The organism is Acinetobacter sp. YH16032 (genome assembly GCF_013417345.1).
Classification (GTDB): Bacteria; Pseudomonadota; Gammaproteobacteria; order Pseudomonadales; family Moraxellaceae; genus Acinetobacter.
The window spans coordinates 26,843-43,470 of the sequence record NZ_VPEE01000025.1; the positions used below are offsets into that span (position 1 = coordinate 26,843).

General features: G+C 39.2%; 17 protein-coding genes and 4 tRNA genes. 19 read left to right on the top strand and 2 right to left on the bottom strand.

All coding sequences use genetic code 11. The annotated features are described in order from the left end of the window. Positions 1-211 precede the first annotated feature (211 nt). Together FTV32_RS12175 and argH are read right to left on the bottom strand one after the other, a co-directional pair. Positions 212-481, bottom strand: a complete 270-nt coding sequence (locus FTV32_RS12175) for an oxidative damage protection protein (RefSeq protein ID WP_035267550.1) — start codon at positions 479-481, stop codon at positions 212-214. 28 nt (positions 482-509) lie between these two features. Continuing rightward, positions 510-1,940 carry an argininosuccinate lyase gene (gene argH, locus FTV32_RS12180; RefSeq protein ID WP_180028782.1) on the bottom strand — a complete coding sequence of 477 codons (1,431 nt, stop codon included), beginning with the start codon at positions 1,938-1,940 and terminating at the stop codon, positions 510-512. Here argH and FTV32_RS12185 point away from each other — a divergent pair. From FTV32_RS12185 to FTV32_RS12275, 19 genes are all read left to right on the top strand, one after another. Beyond that, complete coding sequence (locus FTV32_RS12185; protein WP_180028783.1) at positions 1,931-3,085, top strand: sensor histidine kinase; 1,155 nt, start codon at positions 1,931-1,933, stop codon at positions 3,083-3,085. The genes argH and FTV32_RS12185 overlap by 10 nt on opposite strands. 52 nt (positions 3,086-3,137) lie before the next feature. Beyond that, entirely contained in the window at positions 3,138-3,875 is a 738-nt protein-coding gene (locus FTV32_RS12190; RefSeq protein ID WP_092766460.1) for a LytTR family DNA-binding domain-containing protein, read from the top strand. A 95-nt stretch (positions 3,876-3,970) separates the two neighbouring features. Then, positions 3,971-4,891 carry a hydroxymethylbilane synthase gene (gene hemC / locus FTV32_RS12195; RefSeq protein WP_373683354.1) on the top strand — a complete coding sequence of 307 codons (921 nt, stop codon included), beginning with the start codon at positions 3,971-3,973 and terminating at the stop codon, positions 4,889-4,891. A 9-nt stretch (positions 4,892-4,900) separates the two neighbouring features. After that, on the top strand, positions 4,901-5,683 hold the full coding sequence (locus FTV32_RS12200; protein WP_180028785.1) for a uroporphyrinogen-III synthase: 783 nt from the start codon (positions 4,901-4,903) through the stop codon (positions 5,681-5,683). Then, entirely contained in the window at positions 5,680-6,519 is an 840-nt protein-coding gene (locus FTV32_RS12205; RefSeq protein WP_180028786.1) for a hypothetical protein, read from the top strand. The genes FTV32_RS12200 and FTV32_RS12205 overlap by 4 nt, the downstream gene beginning before the upstream one ends. Positions 6,520-6,521: 2 nt before the next feature. Next, the gene (locus tag FTV32_RS12210; protein WP_180028787.1) at positions 6,522-7,715 is read left to right on the top strand and encodes a heme biosynthesis protein HemY; all 1,194 of its coding nucleotides are present in this window, start codon (positions 6,522-6,524) and stop codon (positions 7,713-7,715) included. A 9-nt stretch (positions 7,716-7,724) separates the two neighbouring features. After that, a complete protein-coding gene (locus tag FTV32_RS12215) occupies positions 7,725-8,141 on the top strand; it encodes a thioesterase family protein (protein WP_180028788.1) in 417 nt (138 codons plus the stop codon). 126 nt (positions 8,142-8,267) lie between these two features. After that, on the top strand, positions 8,268-8,591 hold the full coding sequence (locus FTV32_RS12220; protein ID WP_035267603.1) for an H-NS family nucleoid-associated regulatory protein: 324 nt from the start codon (positions 8,268-8,270) through the stop codon (positions 8,589-8,591). A 166-nt stretch (positions 8,592-8,757) separates the two neighbouring features. Then, positions 8,758-9,501, top strand: coding sequence for a type II secretion system protein N (gspN, locus tag FTV32_RS12225; RefSeq protein ID WP_180028789.1), 744 nt, complete (start codon positions 8,758-8,760; stop codon positions 9,499-9,501). Next, on the top strand, positions 9,501-10,337 hold the full coding sequence (locus tag FTV32_RS12230) for a type II secretion system protein N (RefSeq protein WP_180028790.1): 837 nt from the start codon (positions 9,501-9,503) through the stop codon (positions 10,335-10,337). The genes gspN and FTV32_RS12230 overlap by 1 nt, the downstream gene beginning before the upstream one ends. A gap of 42 nt (positions 10,338-10,379) precedes the next feature. Beyond that, positions 10,380-12,767 carry a type II secretion system secretin GspD gene (gspD, locus tag FTV32_RS12235; protein WP_373683353.1) on the top strand — a complete coding sequence of 796 codons (2,388 nt, stop codon included), beginning with the start codon at positions 10,380-10,382 and terminating at the stop codon, positions 12,765-12,767. Between the two features lie 69 nt (positions 12,768-12,836). After that, positions 12,837-13,511, top strand: a complete 675-nt coding sequence (locus tag FTV32_RS12240; RefSeq protein WP_092766454.1) for an FHA domain-containing protein — start codon at positions 12,837-12,839, stop codon at positions 13,509-13,511. 58 nt (positions 13,512-13,569) lie between these two features. Then, positions 13,570-14,241 (top strand): phosphoglycolate phosphatase, encoded by a 672-nt coding sequence (locus tag FTV32_RS12245; protein ID WP_180028791.1) that lies wholly within the window; start codon positions 13,570-13,572, stop codon positions 14,239-14,241. A 117-nt stretch (positions 14,242-14,358) separates the two neighbouring features. Next, complete coding sequence (gene trpE, locus FTV32_RS12250; RefSeq protein ID WP_180028792.1) at positions 14,359-15,852, top strand: anthranilate synthase component I; 1,494 nt, start codon at positions 14,359-14,361, stop codon at positions 15,850-15,852. Between the two features lie 98 nt (positions 15,853-15,950). Continuing rightward, positions 15,951-16,026, top strand: a tRNA-Thr gene (locus tag FTV32_RS12255). Positions 16,027-16,079: 53 nt separating this feature from the next. Continuing rightward, a tRNA-Tyr gene (locus tag FTV32_RS12260) sits at positions 16,080-16,163 on the top strand. Positions 16,164-16,197: 34 nt separating this feature from the next. Beyond that, positions 16,198-16,273: transfer RNA gene (locus FTV32_RS12265), tRNA-Gly, on the top strand. A 14-nt stretch (positions 16,274-16,287) separates the two neighbouring features. Further along, a tRNA-Thr gene (locus FTV32_RS12270) sits at positions 16,288-16,362 on the top strand. 150 nt (positions 16,363-16,512) lie between these two features. After that, positions 16,513-16,628, top strand: a 116-nt coding sequence (locus FTV32_RS12275; RefSeq protein WP_244782822.1) for a GTP-binding protein, incomplete at its 3' end; no start/stop codon positions are given.

The window sequence follows — 16,628 nt, forward strand, 5'->3', positions numbered from 1 at the left end:
TGATATTTATTTGATGCCCCATAAAAAAAGAACCTCTATTACGGAGATTCTTTTGGGATTAAAGCCTGTGCACACCTTTTGTGTTTTTCTTGCCTAATTTTTAAAGTAACGCATAAAAAAGAATCCCCAAAGATGGGGATTCTTTTTAGATTAAAGCCTACGCGGACTTCGTCCTTATCTTACGTAAAAAAGAAAAGCAGTGCTTTCTTTTTTACTCAGGCTTTAGGCCTTCAGCTTTTTCTAAAGTTTCATCATTGTTGAAGAACTTTTCACGTTGTTCTTCAAGAAATTTTTTTGCATCAGCTTCAAAGACATTTAAACGTTTTTCATTGATTAAAGTAGTTTGATGCTTCAACCATTCGCCCCATGCTTGCTTAGAAACACTATCAAATAGTTCCTGACCTTTAGGACCAGGGAATGGTGCAAAATCCAAACCTTCCATTTCTTTTTGATACTTACGGCAAAATACTTGGCGAGACATATCAATACTCCAAAAATATAATCAGAAATTAAGCGTAAAGAGCTTCTAAACGCGCATGAGCACGCTCAATTGCTGCTTCAACTTGAGCAGGTGCTGTTCCACCGATGTGGTTACGTGCATTGACAGAAGCTTCTAAAGTTAATGCTTTTTCAAAGACGTCAGCTTGAATTAAATCAGAGAATTGTTGAAGTTGTTCAAGCGTAAGTTCTGATAAATCCTTACCTTCTTGTACGCCAAGCGCAACTGCTTTACCGACGATTTCATGTGCATCGCGGAATGCAACACCATTCTTCACTAAGTAATCAGCAAGGTCCGTTGCTGTTGAGAAACCACGCAGCGCAGCTTCGCGCATTTCAGGAATATTTGGAACAAGCGCAGGAATCATGTCTGCGAAAGCCATTAAAGAGCCACGAACCGTATCAATAGCATCAAATAATGGTTCTTTATCTTCTTGGTTGTCTTTGTTATATGCCAAAGGTTGACCTTTCATGAGGGTAAGTAGACTCATTAAGTCACCATATACACGGCCTGTTTTACCACGAACAAGTTCAGGTACATCAGGATTTTTCTTCTGAGGCATGATTGAAGAGCCTGTGCAGAAGCGGTCAGGAATATTCACAAACTTGAATTGTGCAGATGTCCAAAGAATTAATTCTTCAGACATACGAGATAAGTGCATCATGATGAGTGATGCCGCAGCATTAAACTCAATACCAAAATCACGATCAGATACAGCATCTAATGAGTTTTCTGCAACTGCTTCAAACCCTAAAAGTTCTGCTGTATAAGCACGATCGATTGGATAAGTGGTACCTGCAAGCGCAGCAGAACCTAAAGGCATGCGATTAACGCGTTTACGGCAGTCAATCAGACGTTCTGAGTCACGTACCAGCATTTCAAACCATGCCATTAAATGATGTCCAAACGTCACAGGTTGTGCAGTTTGAAGATGTGTAAAGCCAGGCATGATTGTATTTGTATTTTTAGCAGCCAAGCCTAGAATGCCTTTTTGCAGTTTGTGTAATAACGCTAAGATGGCATCAATTTCATCACGTACATACAAGCGAATATCCGTTGCTACTTGGTCATTACGGCTACGACCTGTATGTAATTTCTTACCTGTAATCCCAATGCGTTGTGTTAATCGAGATTCAATGTTCATGTGAACATCTTCTAAATCAATACGCCATTCGAAGTTGCCAGCTTCAATGTCCGCTTTAATTGCGGTTAAGCCTGCGATGATGTCATCACGCTCTTGTTCAGTGAGTACACCGACTTTTGCCAACATCGTTGCATGTGCGATTGAACCTGCAATATCTTGTTTATAAAAGCGTTGGTCAAATTGAACAGATGCTGTAAATTCAGCGACAAAGGCATCAGTTGCTTCGGAAAAACGACCGCCCCACATACCTGAAGTTTGGGCTTGTGACGGATTAGAGGAATTAGAAGATGTGGTCATGTCGGCTCAGTAAAAGAAAAAGCAGTAATTTTGCATCCAGTATAACAAATTCAAATCAAGATGCCGAAGTCTTGCCTATGGATAATTCTTCAAAAGATAAACAAGAATTTATTGATGCGAATTTCTTTGTACGTATTGGGCAGTGGCAATATTTTGCAGAGCTGTTTATTGCCAGTATTTTTTTGGCGTTGTTGCTGTGCCTAGCAGAGTCACAGTCTTGGTCAAATTTGCAGACATCACAGGTGATCAAGTATGTGCTTTACATCAATTGGGTGGTATTGGTCTTTATCGCCGTAATTGATTTGTTTAGGGAGTTTTGGCAAAAATTAACAACTTGGCAGTCTGCAATTTATACATTCGTACTATTAGAACTCATTATCCTATTCACTACTTGTAGTTTGAATTTTCTGTTTTTTTGGGGAAGTAACTTTTCTTTACAAAAATTTTCATGGTTACTTTTATTTGATCATGTGATTTTACATATGAGCTATGGCGTATTGTTGATCACTTTTTGTTTACGATATATCTATGTTCGGGGTGAGTGGTTAAAGCAGCAACAAGGTGAATTGAATGCTCGAATTCAAGCCATGCAAGCAAGAATACATCCACACTTTCTTTTTAATAGTTTAAATAGTGTGGTGAGTCTGATTGGGAGTGATCCAGATAAAGCAGAGCAAATGCTCATCGATCTTTCAAGGTTGTTTAGAGCAAGCTTTCAAGAGCTTAAAATTGTCACATTAAAAGAAGAAATCCAATTGTGTGAACATTATTTGGCGGTTGAAAAGCTAAGGTTGGGTTCGAGATTAAATGTGGAATGGAATATCTTGCAACCAGAGCAGTTGGGCCAAGCAAGTATCCCTTTTTTAACTTTACAGCCTTTAATTGAGAATAGTATCTTTCATGGGGTGGAGAAAAAGTTAATTGATGCAAAGATTGTCATATTGGTTGAAATATTACAAAATCAGGTCACTATAGTCATTACTAACCCTTATATAGCCGATAAAATGGCCAATAGGGAGGGGAATGGTATTGCGATAGAAAACGTGAAACAGCGTTTGAAAGCACACTATGGGTATACGGTACAGTTTAGGAGTCATGCAGGTAATGGAATTTACACGACTGTAGTCCAGTACCAATATAAATAAAATCAAGTTAATACATTAAAATAAGCAACGTTAACTTGAGCAAGGAGGAACAATGGACATCCTAATTTGTGATGATGAGCCACTCGCGGTTGAGCGCTTATCTCGCTTGGTTACTCAATTGGGGCATCAAGTTGTTGCAACTGCGCACCATGGAAAAGAAGCTTTGACCTTAGTTCAACAATATGAGCCTGATGTAATTTTACTTGACATCCAAATGCCTGAAATGGATGGTTTGACATGCGCTCAGCATCTTTCACAGCTAAACCCAATGCCTGCTATTGTTTTTTGCACGGCCTATGATGAGCATGCTTTGACTGCTATTCAGGCACAAGCGAAAGGCTATTTATTAAAGCCGATTATCAAATCAGAATTAGAAAATACACTGAATAATTTAACTAAACTTACTCAAGCTCAAATGTCAAATATAGAACAAAAAGAAAATATGGAAGAAAAACATCAGCGTCAGCAAATCGCTGCGAAAACGTATCGTGGTCTTGAACTCATTCCTATCGAAAATGTTTACTATTTTCTGGCTGATCAGAAATACGTAACAGTACGACACAAAAACGGCAGTGTCTTGATTGATGAGACCTTAAAAGATTTAGAACGTGAGTTTTCAAATAAATTTATACGAATTCATCGAAATGCGCTGATTGCATTGGATTATTTGGATGGATTGGAGTTGGTTGCTTCAGGCCAGTATCAAGTTCGTTGTCGTGAACTTGAAGAGAAATTGGCGGTCAGTCGCCGTCACTTACCTTTGCTTAGAGAAAGAATGCAAAATATTTAGTTGCCTAAAATTATAATGATTGCCGAACAATTTACTTGCAATTTTGGGACAGCAGGGTAAGTTTAGGATGTCTAAAGTTTGGCAGCATTAAAATGATCAAAACCTTAAAAATTGCAACTCGTCAAAGTCCATTGGCTTTATGGCAGGCGGAGCATATTCGTGAGCGACTTGAGACCCTACATGCTGGTCTAAAAGTTGAGTTGGTGACGTTTGTGACCCAAGGCGATAAAATTTTAGACACCCCTTTAGCCAAGATTGGTGGAAAAGGTTTATTTGTTAAAGAGCTTGAGGCAGCATTACTTGATGGTCGTGCAGATCTGGCTGTCCATTCCATGAAAGATGTGCCGATGGCGCTCCCAGAAGGATTAAGTCTTGCCGTGATTTGCGAGCGAGAAGATCCTTTAGATGCTTTTGTTTCGAATACTTATAGCAAGTTTGAAGATTTGCCCCTTGGTGCCAAAGTGGGAACCTCAAGTTTGCGTCGTAAATGTCAAATTTTAAAAGCCCGTCCAGATCTTGAGATTATAGATTTACGTGGAAATGTAGGCACACGACTATCTAAGCTTGATGATGGGCTTTACGATGCCATCATTCTGGCAGGTGCAGGCTTAAAACGTTTAGGTTTAGCAGAGCGTATTCGACACACGCTGGATGCACAGACGAGTTTACCCGCAGTTGGCCAAGGTGCATTAGGTCTTGAGTGTCGAGGTGACGATGCACGCGTATTAGAGTTGATTCGACCTTTATTACATGCAGAAACAGATGCGTGTGTTCGTGCAGAACGTGCATTTAATACTTATCTAGAAGGTGGATGTCAGGTACCGATTGCGGGATATGCGACTTTAAATGATCAACAGATTCAATTAGAGGGGCGAGTAGGCAGTGTGGATGGTCAAACATTATTGGTTGCTAAAGTAGAGGGTCCAGTTGAACAAGCTGAAACGTTGGGTGTTTCACTTGCAAAAGCTTTGATTGACCAAGGTGCTGCTGATTTATTAAAAGCACTGTATAAATAAAACAATGAAATGAAGTTTATCAATACTCGACCTGCAGATCGTGCTAAGCCTCTCAATGAGGCACTGGTACGTGCAGGATATGAGCCTATCGAGTTATCTGTACTAGAGTTGGCTGCTGTTCATTGGAGTGATGAACTTGATCAGCTCTTTCAGCAATTAATTTCAGCACAAGTGATTGTGGTCGTCAGTCCAACAGCCGTTGAAGTTGGCATGCTGTTTCTCGAAAAATCGGGACTTAAATTGACCGATTTAAATCATATCAAATGGATTGCAGTTGGCCGGAAAACAGCTGAAGCTCTAAGTCGATATGGTGTTAAAAGTTTAGTTCCAGATGTTGAAACATCTGAAGGAATGTTAAGTCTTTCGGTTTTAACACAAAATGCTGATCTCAAACGTATTGCGTTTTGGCGGGGAGAAGGTGGCCGTCAGTTCATGATGCAGCAGTGTCGTACTGCTAAAATTGAAGTACTTAATTTTGTTTTATACTCCCGCTACTGCCCAAGTGATGCTCAAGATAAATTTAAACATCTACTTGAAGCATTCAATGCAAATCCACAACCTTATGCTGTATTGATTAGTAGTGAAGCCAGTTGGAAAAATTGGCTGAGTTTATGCAAAAATTATCCTGTATTTATGCAACACGGTCATTACTTGGTTTTAGCGAATCGGTTATATCAGATCGTGTGTATGTATCAACAGACCTCAAATACTAAATTTCAAATCACTCAAATTGCGGACTTAATGCCAGATACGATTTTGTCGCAGCTTGAAAGTGAACATAGGCACTCATGAAGAAAATTTTATATCTATTCATTTTAGGCTTAATCATTTGGTTGATTAAACTCAGCTATGATCATTTTTCATTACAAGAAAAAGTTGAGTTGCTACAACAAACTCAACATAAATCAGAGCAATTAGTGGCAAGTTTGAATGATCAGTTGGTAGCAATTCAGCGCTCAAATCAGCAGGTTTCGTCTCAATCCAATCCACCTCAGCAAAACAATAATCAACAAGAAATTCAATCTGAAATCAATCCAATCAAACTCTTAAGTCAAAAATTAGAGCTAATTCAATTTGCCTTAGATCAACATGAGTTTGTATATGCACTTGAGCAACTCAATCAACTGGATCAACTGGTTGAGCGCTTGGCTTTGGCAGATACATTGCAGGTTTCAATGCATCGAGCTGTTGAGCATGATCAAAAAATGATTCAACAATATGTTGTGGCAAAAAATATTCAAATGGCTCAGTTAGGTGACTTGCTTGAAAATATTGATGCAAATTTGAAAAATGAACAACAAGTACAGCAACTCAAGAGTGATAACTCTTCGCAATCCTCATGGTTTGAGCGTGTATTCAAAGTTGAACGCGTTGATGAACAGATGCCGGTATTACTTAATCGAAGATTAGTTTTAAAAGAAGTTCAATTGAGAGTGTTATTTGCTCAAAGAGCACTACAACAAGGACAATACATTGATTATCAAAATGCACTGACCTCAATTATCGATGAACTGGATCAACTGCCTGATGCTGCGGCAATCAAAATAAAAAATAAAGTGAAACATCTCAAACAAGCACAACTTTTACCTGTCCCTAAATTGAACAGTAAAGCAATTTTAGAGGGCTAATCATGAAACATATTTTTATAGTTTATGCATTAGTTGGTTTAATGATATTAGCCGTGTTAAGTGTGCTGAGTTATCAAGAAGGGCCAGGTTATATTTACATGCTTTGGCACGGTATTCAGATTCAAACGAACCTCTGGTTTGTTTCATTTTTTCTTCTATTCATTGCTTTATCTCTTCATCTTTTATGGTTTTGGGTTGGAAAGATGAGATCACGAGAGCAGCGTAAAATTCAACAGGTGACAGACTTTTCAAGGCTTCATACGTATGAAAAATTAGGAGTTTTGTGGGTTTTGGAGGCCAACACAAAACAGCGAGAATATTTACAACCTGTGTTTGAGAACTCAGGATTACTCAGAGAGGTTATTCAATCTCGTATATGGTTGAAGCAAGATCGTATTGATGATGCGTTGAGTGTTTTACAACAAAGTCCTGCAGATGCTTTTGAATTGGCTGAACTCCAGCGTATTGAAATTTATTTAGCTCAAGAGCTTCCAGATCAGGCTTTAACCCATTTAGAGTTTTTACATGGTCATATGCTGTCACCTTGGTTAAAAGATCTTGAAGATGCTTATCAGCATAAGTTGAATCATCTATGGGGTAGATTTGCGATTCAATATCCATGGCATTATTTAAAATCCACGCAATATGGCCATTTAGATTTGGAACATAAAAAGAAATGGCTTTTAAAGCTACTCAATGATTTTGACAACGCTTCAAATACAGATTTAGAGCTTATTCAAATTCGGTATGCTCAAATGAGTGATCAAATTGTATCGTCTTCATATGGTATTAAATCGTTATGGTTAAAACTTATTTCTCGCATTCCTGAGATGGCTTTTGATGAAACTCAACTTTCTTTGTCTTTATTAGAAGAACGGTTCGATCAGGATATTTTTTATTTATGGTTTCAACAACAATTGTTAAAACAAAATCCTGATTATGAAATGCTTGAAAACCAGATTGATCATTTTGAAATGAAATATCCTGGATTACCGATTTTGAGTTTTTCTAAATGGCATATTTATACTGCGACTCATCGTGAACAGGATGCTGAGGCATTATTGCAATTATATCCTGATCACCCTTTAATGAACTATTTAAGAATTAAATCTGTATTAAAAGGCGATGCTGTATTAACTCAGCAATTGAACAGTGTCTTTGAGACCCATAATAAATTTATTCAATTTAAGTTATGAGAATGATGAATGAAACAAATGAATGAGTACAAAGTCATTACCCATCAAAAAGTCGCTTGGGGTGATATGGATGCTTTTGGACATGTCAATAATGTGATTTATTATCGCTATATTGAAACTGCTCGAATAGAGTATTTGAATCAATTAGAAATCTTAGCGTTAGATATTAATACTGTTGTGGCTTCAAATAATTGTAAATATCTTAAACCAGTGTTTTATCCTGATTATTTACGCATTGGAACTAAAGTGGTTGAATTGCGTAACTCTGCCTTCAGGATGGAATATACAGTTTGGAGTGAGCAACAGAATGAAATTGTGGCAATTGCTGAGGCCGTTATAGTTTGTGTGGATAAAAATACAATGCAAAAGGTTTTGATTCCAGAGCATATTAGAGAAAAAATAATAGAAATAGACTCGGTTAATTAATGTATTAAATTATTTGTTTTATTTATGTATATTAAATAACATGATGGATTGATTAAAATAATTTATAACAATAAGATGACGCTTTATAAATCTAATAATGATATTGAATTTTTTGGAGTAAATGTTATGCCTGATATTAGTAATTTATCTGTTGAAGAGTTAAGAAAGTTAACTGCTGAAGCCCAAGCTTTGATCGAGTCTAAGAAAGATCAGGAAATTGAAGATGCTTATCATCAGATTACTCAAATTGCTGAATCAGTGGGTATGTCTTTAGAGCAATTCATTGAATATGGTGCACAAAAGCGTAAGAAAAGCACGCGTAAATCTGTAGAGCCTCGTTATCGTAATAAAAATAATACTGCGGAGACTTGGACAGGGCGTGGAAAGAAGCCACGTTGGTTGGTTGCAGAGCTTGAAAAAGGTGCCAAATTAGAAGATTTTCTTATCTAATTTCACTGATTTGTCATGTAATGACACTAATATTAAAAAAACCAAGCAAATCTGCTTGGTTTTTTTATAAGTGAATTGGAGAAGTGTAAAAATTATGCATAATACCAAGATAGAAAATTTTCAAACATTTTGCGGTTAATTAGACTTAGATGTTGGTATACATGGAATGATAAAAAAATCAAAAAAAATGGTGTGGTTAAGCGTCGCTATCTTCGCTTTTTTATTATTTGTTTTTTTACAAGTTCCAGCATCGTGGCTCATAGCTAAATTTTATAAAAATAATCAAATTTTAAAAAATGTCAGTGGCAATATCTGGCAAGGTCAAGCAGATTGGCAAAAAGGAAATCTCGCAGGTTCTGTCATCTGGCAAACACGTCCTTTCGATCTGATTTTATTAAGGGCTGGTGCCAACTTAGAAATACATAGTGGTCAGACTCAACTCAATGGTGTAGTGGGTTATGGGCTTGGGAAAAAAATAATTATCAAAAATATGAGTGGAAATATTGCTCCTGAAACACTTAAAACATTTGTGGATTGGCAATGGCCTCAGAATAGTATTCAGCTGAAGGATGTAGCATTTCAATTCAAACAAAACGATGGTTTTGCAAAAACCGACGGAGAGATGCAATGGGGTGGTGGTACGCTAACTTATACATTTGCCCAAAAACAAGAACGAATGAATATGCCATCCTTAAAAGGGCAATTTTCAGACGAAGCTGGAAAACTGCTCATTGATGTACAAGATCAGCGCGGGCAAAAAATGGCCAACCTTAGTTTAGATCCTGCATTAATGTTGGATGCACAGGTGACCCAAAGATTATTAATGAATGTGCCTTCATACGATGGTAAAGCTGGTTTGGATACCTTTGTTGTCAGTACGAGACAGCCACTGCTGAGTGGAGGTTTCTAATGAAAGGATTCCAAGATAAGTTTTCACAAATTTCATTAAAAGATTTAGATCGAATTGCTCCACTTACTTTATTTATTCTGATTTTAATCATGATGTGGAAGCTCGCTTCATTATTTTGGTTGGTGGTTGCACCACCGCAAGTCATGCAAGTTGAGCAAGTCGCATTAGGTTCGCAGCAACTTCCTGTTCCGAATATATCGAGTTTCTCATTGTTTCAAGAAACAGGTGCGCAAGTGAGTGGTGCTGATGCTAATTTAGCGCTTACGTTGCAAGGGGTTGTGGTTTCGACGCCAAGTAGTCAATCTTCAGCCGTGATTAAAGTGCGAGAGGTTGCTGATCGTTATACCATTGGACAAACTTTGGAAGGAAGTTCTTATCAGCTTTCAGAAGTATATTGGGATCATGTGGTATTGAAACAGCCGAGTGGTGCGACGACTGAGTTGAGATTTACTGGAATAGAGAATCTTAATCAGCCACTGATACCTGATGCACAGCAAAATTCTGCTAACGTAACACCGAATTCTGGTCAAACGACCACTCAAAATGCCATTGGTCAGGCAATCAATCAAATTCAAGAAAATCGTGAACAATACTTAAGTAATATGGGTGTCAACACTGACAGTGGTCAAGGTTATGAAGTCACGGATCGAACGCCTGCATTTTTGAGAAGCAAACTGGGATTAAGACCTGGTGATCGCGTTTTATCCTTGAATGGGCAGTCAGTCGGTCAAGGACAAAGCGATGCACAACTGCTAGAACAGGCTAAACGAGAAGGTAAAGTTCGCATTGAAGTAAAACGAGGTGATCAAGTGATGACCTTCCAACAAGAATTTTAAAATGTGTAAATTTGCATAAAGTATTAGGAAATATAACAAGTTATGGATTTTTTAAATCGAAATCGGTCACTTTGGGCGATGGTCGCAGTAGCACCAGTATTGGCTGTCGCAAGTACCGCTGCGCAAGCGCAAACTTGGAAAATTAACCTGCGTGATGCAGATTTAACTGCATTTATTAATGAAGTGGCAGATATCACGGGAAAAAACTTCGCAGTTGATCCGCGGGTTCGGGGTAATGTGACGGTCATTTCAAATAAGGCTTTAAACAAAGCTGAAGTCTATGATTTGTTCTTGGGTGTGTTAAACGTTAATGGCGTTGTTGCTGTACCTGCGGGTAACACTATCCGCTTAGTCCCTGACAATAATGTAAAAAATTCAGGTGTGCCTTTTGATGCCTCTCGGAACGCACGAGGTGATCAAGTGGTCACTCGTGTCATTTGGCTGGAAAATACTAACCCCAATGATCTAATACCCGCGTTAAGACCACTCATGCCGCAATTTGCGCATTTGGCGGCGGTACAAGGTACAAATGCGCTTATAGTCTCAGATCGTGCGAATAATATTGCACAGCTTGAAACGATTATTCGTAATTTAGATGGAACGGGACAAAACGATATTGAGGCTATTAGCTTGCAGTCTAGCCAAGCTGAAGAGCTGATAGTTTTGTTGGATTCAATGTCTTCTACGGGTGGTGCCAAAGACATTTCAGGTTCTCGAGTACGTATTATCGCAGATGCACGTACTAATAGGATTTTGATCAAGGGTGATCCAAGTACTCGTAAACGCATTCGTCAAATGATCGAAATGCTTGATGTTCCTTCAGCTGATCGCTTAGGCGGTCTAAAAGTATTTAAGCTTAAGTATGCAAGCGCAAAAAATTTGGCTGAAATTTTACAAGGTTTAGTATCTGGTCAGGCGGTGAATAGTACCAGTAATTCAAATAGTTCAAGCTCCAATTCAAGTGCTAGTAACTCATTAATTAATAATACCTCGAGTAATACGTCTTCAAATGGGAGTGTGAATACCCCAGCGATTAATTTGAATAGTGGTTCAAATCAAAATCAACAAGATATTACAAGTTTTAATAGTAATGGCGTGAGTATTATTGCTGATGGTGCACAAAATGCATTAGTGGTAAAAGCAGATCCTCAACTCATGCGTGAAATTGAATCTGCTATTCATCAACTTGACGTGCGTCGTCAACAAATTCTCATTGAGGCTGCTATTGTTGAAGTTGAAGGAAATGACGTAGATCAATTGGGTGTTCAGTGGGCACTAGGTGACATCAGTAGCGGTATTGGTGTAATCAATTTTGATAAAGCGGGTGTAGGGCTGAGTCAATTGGCTTCTGGATTCCTTGGTAATGTAGCTACGGGTGCTGGTTTGATTGGAGCTGGTGCTTCATTGGCCTTAGGTGAATATAAAGAAGGTGCGAATGGATCGCGTAAACTGTATGGCGCACTGATTCAGGCATTAAAGACCAATACTAAGTCGAACTTATTGTCTACACCATCGATTGTCACCATGGATAACGAGGAAGCTTATATCGTTGTGGGTGAGAATGTCCCATTCCAGACAGGATCTGTGACAACAACAGGTGGAACAGCAAACCCTTATACTTCAATTGAGCGTAAAGATGTTGGTGTTACATTAAAGGTCATTCCGCAAATTGGTGAAGGTGGAACAGTTCGTCTTGCTGTAGAACAAGAAGTATCCTCAGTGAAGCCAGATAGTGGTGAGGCGAAAGACTTGGTGACCACTAAGCGTGCCATAAAAACCTCGATTTTGGCTGAAAATGGTCAAACAATTGTACTGGGTGGTCTGATTTCAGATGATACTAAGTTAACGCGTCAAGGCGTCCCAGGTTTAAGCTCGATTCCTGGTTTGGGTAGACTGTTTAGAGCAGATGCAAAGAATAATGTGAAACGAAACCTACTCGTTTTTATTCATCCAACAATCGTAGGAGATACGGCTGATATTCGTAGATTGTCACAGCAACGCTATGACCGTTTATACAGTTTGCAGTTAGCGCTAGATGGTGATGGAACATTTAAGAAGCTACCGGATAATGTTGATGATATCTTCCAACAGCGGTTGCCTGTATCAAGTACTCCTCAACCCGTTAAGCCTATCGTAGTGCCATCAACGCCTCAAGCAGTAGAGCCACAGGTACAGCGTTATACTGCTCCGACAGCACAGTCTAAGCCAGTAGGGCGTGTGATTGAACGTCCAAATGTCATCGTGACTCAGGATCCTGTGGTGAAATCAACGCGAGTGCTGCCAAAGCCTGTGATTTACAATCAAGTTGCCACAACAAATACAAACAATGCCCAAGTCGTGGTGGAAACCCCTGTCGCGATTGAGCCAAAACAAGATGTGCAAAGAACACAAAATACGGTCACAACCACGACATTGAGACCATCTCGATAACATGCGTTCAATGTGAATCTCGAAAACAGCCATGTTAAAATGTCAAAACTTGAATAATGGATCGAAACTATGACTTGGAAATTACAAACAATTACTGGCGAATTTGCGGGTAAAGAAGTTGATATCGATCGAGACATGTTGGTGGGTCGTCATCAAGATGCAGATATTTTGATTCAGTCTGCAGATGTATCACGTCGTCATGCTGCTTTGTTTCTAAAAGAGCAGGTGCTCACTGTTCAAGACTTAGGTTCGTCAAATGGCACGTTTATTAACGATACAAAAGTTGCTGAAGGCGAAACTATTGTTAAAGATGGCGATATTCTGCAATTTGCTAGCCATAAATTTTCAGTTTTAGCACCTGCGCAATCTGCACAAACATTACAAGATGTTCAGCAGCCTAGCGAAGCAATCGCAACAGCTGAAATTTCTTCAAAGGTTGCAGTAGAGAAGACAGCAGCAGCTGAAATGCTTGAGCAGGGTATGCCTGATCTGAAAGAGCGAGATAGCTCAGTTCAGCTTACTCGAGATGGTATGCCTCAAAATGTAGGAATTCCTAAACCAGCCCCAATTCCTGAAGGAGTTGATGTTAATACAACTGTCAATAAGCATGAAGCGTGTGAGGTAAATATTCCTGCAGCTTGTACGGAAAAAGAGTTGGAAACTCAAAAAAATGCCAATATTGGCTTAATGGCATTATTGGTGTTAGTGATTGTGGCACTAGTTGCCTGGTTTATTTTCAACTAAGTTGCATGTGATTTTTTAAGGCATGCTTTCGCATGCCTTTTTTGTTAGGTTTAAAATAATGAATATTGCGAATTTGGAACAGCGTGACTTAATTCTTTTTGATCTGGATGGAACTTTGGTTGATTCGGCATTTGATCTATATCGTGCCATGAATATGAGTTTGAATGTATTAGAACTGCCTTTGGTCACAGAATCTCAAGTTCGAAATTGGATTGGCAAAGGGACTTCATTGTTCTGTCAGAGTGTTTTAATGCATCTGACTGGGCGTGTAGAGCCTTCTGAGCATCAACAATTATTGGATACTTTTTTAGAAATTTATAATGCCGAACCGTGCGTGGATACGCGTCCATTTCACGGCATTATCGAATTTTTAGAGTGGGGTCGAGCTCATCAAAAAAAAATGGTGTGTGTCACGAATAAGCCGGAATTACCCGCTAGAAAAATATTGGCTGAATTAAAGATGGATCACTATTTTGTGGATACGGTGGGTGGAGATCGTTTTGAGGTGAGAAAACCAGATCCGAAACCTTTGTTGCATTGTGTTGAAGCCTTTGGAACTGATGTGGCAAATACCTTGATGATTGGTGACTCATCGAATGATGTAGAGGCAGCGCGCCGTGCGGGTATTGATTGTATTGTCGTAAGCTATGGTTATAATCATGGTGAAGATATTCAGTTATGTAAGCCGCAACAAGTAGTTGATGATTTAACTGTGTTGATTTCTAAATAAGTTGTAATAAATAAAGAAGGGTAGAGGAATGAATAGTTTTAATGTTTTTCGATGGCGTCTCTCAGCGCAGACTTTATAGAACATTCAATATGCATCGAAAACTACAGAGAATTCCTCATGACAACATCAACTCAATTTCAACAGCTTCAATCTCAAGGTTTTAACTTAATTCCAGTTTATCGCCAACGCTTAGCTGATACTGACACTCCATTGTCAGTATTTGCACGTTTAAAACAACATCAACAAGCCTATTTATTTGAGTCTGTAGAAGGTGGTGAAAACTGGGCGCGTTACTCCATTATTGGTCTGGGCGAGTCAACGGTATTCTCTTGCAATGAAGGACAGTTAACAATTCAGAAAACTGATGGCCAAGTCGAATCGTTTGAGTGTCAAGATCCTTTCCAGTATATCCGTGACTTTCAATCGCAGTTCAAAGTGCCATCAAAAGCAGAACTTCCAGATTTGCCTAACTTTACAGGGGGCTTGGTGGGCTATCTAGGTTATGACGCGGTACGTTATATTGAACCGCGCTTAAATAACGTTCCTGATGCTGATCCTGTTGGATTGCCAGATTTATGGCTCATGTTGTCTAAAACAGTTGTAGTTTTTGATAATTTAAAAGACACGCTATTTATTATCGTACATGCGGATACACAGGATGCGGATGCTTTTAGTAAAGCACAAAGCCAGCTGGATGAAATTGAATCATTACTTGCCACACCGGTGAGCTTGCAGGCAAAGCCTCACACGGCCCCTCATTTTGAATCATTAACAGGTAAAGAAAAATTCTTAGAATCGATTGAAACTGTTAAAGAGTACATTCGTGCGGGTGATGTGATGCAGGTGGTTCCTGGTCATCGCATGGTATCGGACTTTGATGGTGATCCTTTACAAGTATATCGTGCATTACGTCATCTTAATCCTTCACCATATCTGTTTTTAGTACAAGGAAAGACGCTTAGTGATGAAAAGCCATTTTATATTGTGGGCTCATCACCAGAAATTTTATCGCGTTTAGAAAATGGGGTGGCGACTGTGCGCCCATTAGCGGGCACACGACCACGCGGTAAAACCAAAGAAGAAGATTTAGCGCTGGAAAAAGATTTACTTTCCGATGAGAAAGAAATCGCAGAGCACTTAATGTTGATTGATTTGGGTCGCAATGATATTGGGCGTGTATCAAAAATCGGTAAAGTGCAAGTCACTGATCAAATGGTGATCGAACGTTATTCACATGTCATGCATATTGTTTCTAATGTGCAAGGGGAAGTTGCGGAAGGCGTAGATGCTTTGGATGTTTTTAAAGCAACATTCCCTGCAGGAACACTTTCTGGGGCACCAAAAATTCGTGCTATGGAAATTATTGACGAAGTTGAGCCAGTAAAACGTGGAATTTTTGGCGGTGCTGTTGGTTATTTAGGCTGGCATGGTGAAATGGACATGTCTATCGCAATTAGAACCTGTGTTATTCGCGAAAATAAGGTTTATGTACAGGCTGGTGCGGGTCTTGTTGCAGACTCAAATCCTGATTCTGAGTGGAATGAAACCCAAATAAAAGCTCGCGCAGTGATCAAAGCGGTTGAATTATCATCAAACGGATTGATTTTATGAGTTTTTAGGGTTTTTTTTGAAAAAAACACTTGCACGGATTTCAAGTTTTGCTAAACTGCACACCGTTCCGATACGAAACGTACGAAACACTAAGAAACGCCGGCATAGCTCAGTTGGTAGAGCAACTGACTTGTAATCAGTAGGTCCACAGTTCGAATCCGTGTGCCGGCACCATCTTAGAGAGTTTAAGTAGTCGAGTAAAGAACAACACTGAAGTAAGTGTAAATGGTGAGATTCCCGAGCGGTCAAAGGGAGCAGACTGTAACTCTGCCGCGTAAGCTTCGAAGGTTCGAATCCTTCTCTCACCACCAATTTTAAAACTTCGATCTAGTGTCTTACCAATATGCGGGAGTAGCTCAGTTGGTAGAGCGGCAGCCTTCCAAGCTGCATGTCGCGAGTTCGACCCTCGTCTCCCGCTCCATCGAAGTATTAAATGCTCTTATAGCTCAGTGGTAGAGCACTCCCTTGGTAAGGGAGAGGTCTCGAGTTCAAATCTCGATAAGAGCTCCAGATATACAGTTTAGTAGAAATTTCTACAAAGTTTTAAAGAAAGCAGGCTTATTAGTCTGCTTTTCAAGTATTTAAAGTGTCATTTTTTTTGGCGACAGGTCGATACTGAACAATCTTAGAATTGTGTTCGACGTAAACGAGGAAGATCTCATGGCTAAGGCTAAGTTTGAACGTAATAAGCCACACGTTAACGTGGGCACAATCGGTCACGTTGACCATGGTAAAACAACTTTAACTGCTGCTATCGCAACTGTATGTGCGAAGAA

Excerpts from the sequence above, each read along its gene's own strand:
- FTV32_RS12175 (WP_035267550.1), bottom strand. The coding sequence starts at position 481 with ATGTCTCGCCAAGTATTTTGCCGTAAGTATCAAAAAGAAATGGAAGGT.
- FTV32_RS12185 (WP_180028783.1), top strand. The coding sequence starts at position 1,931 with ATGTGGTCATGTCGGCTCAGTAAAAGAAAAAGCAGTAATTTTGCATCC.
- argH (WP_180028782.1), bottom strand. The coding sequence starts at position 1,940 with ATGACCACATCTTCTAATTCCTCTAATCCGTCACAAGCCCAAACTTCA.
- FTV32_RS12190 (WP_092766460.1), top strand. The coding sequence starts at position 3,138 with ATGGACATCCTAATTTGTGATGATGAGCCACTCGCGGTTGAGCGCTTA.
- FTV32_RS12200 (WP_180028785.1), top strand. The coding sequence starts at position 4,901 with ATGAAGTTTATCAATACTCGACCTGCAGATCGTGCTAAGCCTCTCAAT.
- FTV32_RS12205 (WP_180028786.1), top strand. The coding sequence starts at position 5,680 with ATGAAGAAAATTTTATATCTATTCATTTTAGGCTTAATCATTTGGTTG.
- FTV32_RS12210 (WP_180028787.1), top strand. The coding sequence starts at position 6,522 with ATGAAACATATTTTTATAGTTTATGCATTAGTTGGTTTAATGATATTA.
- FTV32_RS12215 (WP_180028788.1), top strand. The coding sequence starts at position 7,725 with ATGAAACAAATGAATGAGTACAAAGTCATTACCCATCAAAAAGTCGCT.
- FTV32_RS12220 (WP_035267603.1), top strand. The coding sequence starts at position 8,268 with ATGCCTGATATTAGTAATTTATCTGTTGAAGAGTTAAGAAAGTTAACT.
- gspN (WP_180028789.1), top strand. The coding sequence starts at position 8,758 with ATGATAAAAAAATCAAAAAAAATGGTGTGGTTAAGCGTCGCTATCTTC.
- FTV32_RS12230 (WP_180028790.1), top strand. The coding sequence starts at position 9,501 with ATGAAAGGATTCCAAGATAAGTTTTCACAAATTTCATTAAAAGATTTA.
- gspD (WP_373683353.1), top strand. The coding sequence starts at position 10,380 with ATGGATTTTTTAAATCGAAATCGGTCACTTTGGGCGATGGTCGCAGTA.
- FTV32_RS12240 (WP_092766454.1), top strand. The coding sequence starts at position 12,837 with ATGACTTGGAAATTACAAACAATTACTGGCGAATTTGCGGGTAAAGAA.
- FTV32_RS12245 (WP_180028791.1), top strand. The coding sequence starts at position 13,570 with ATGAATATTGCGAATTTGGAACAGCGTGACTTAATTCTTTTTGATCTG.
- trpE (WP_180028792.1), top strand. The coding sequence starts at position 14,359 with ATGACAACATCAACTCAATTTCAACAGCTTCAATCTCAAGGTTTTAAC.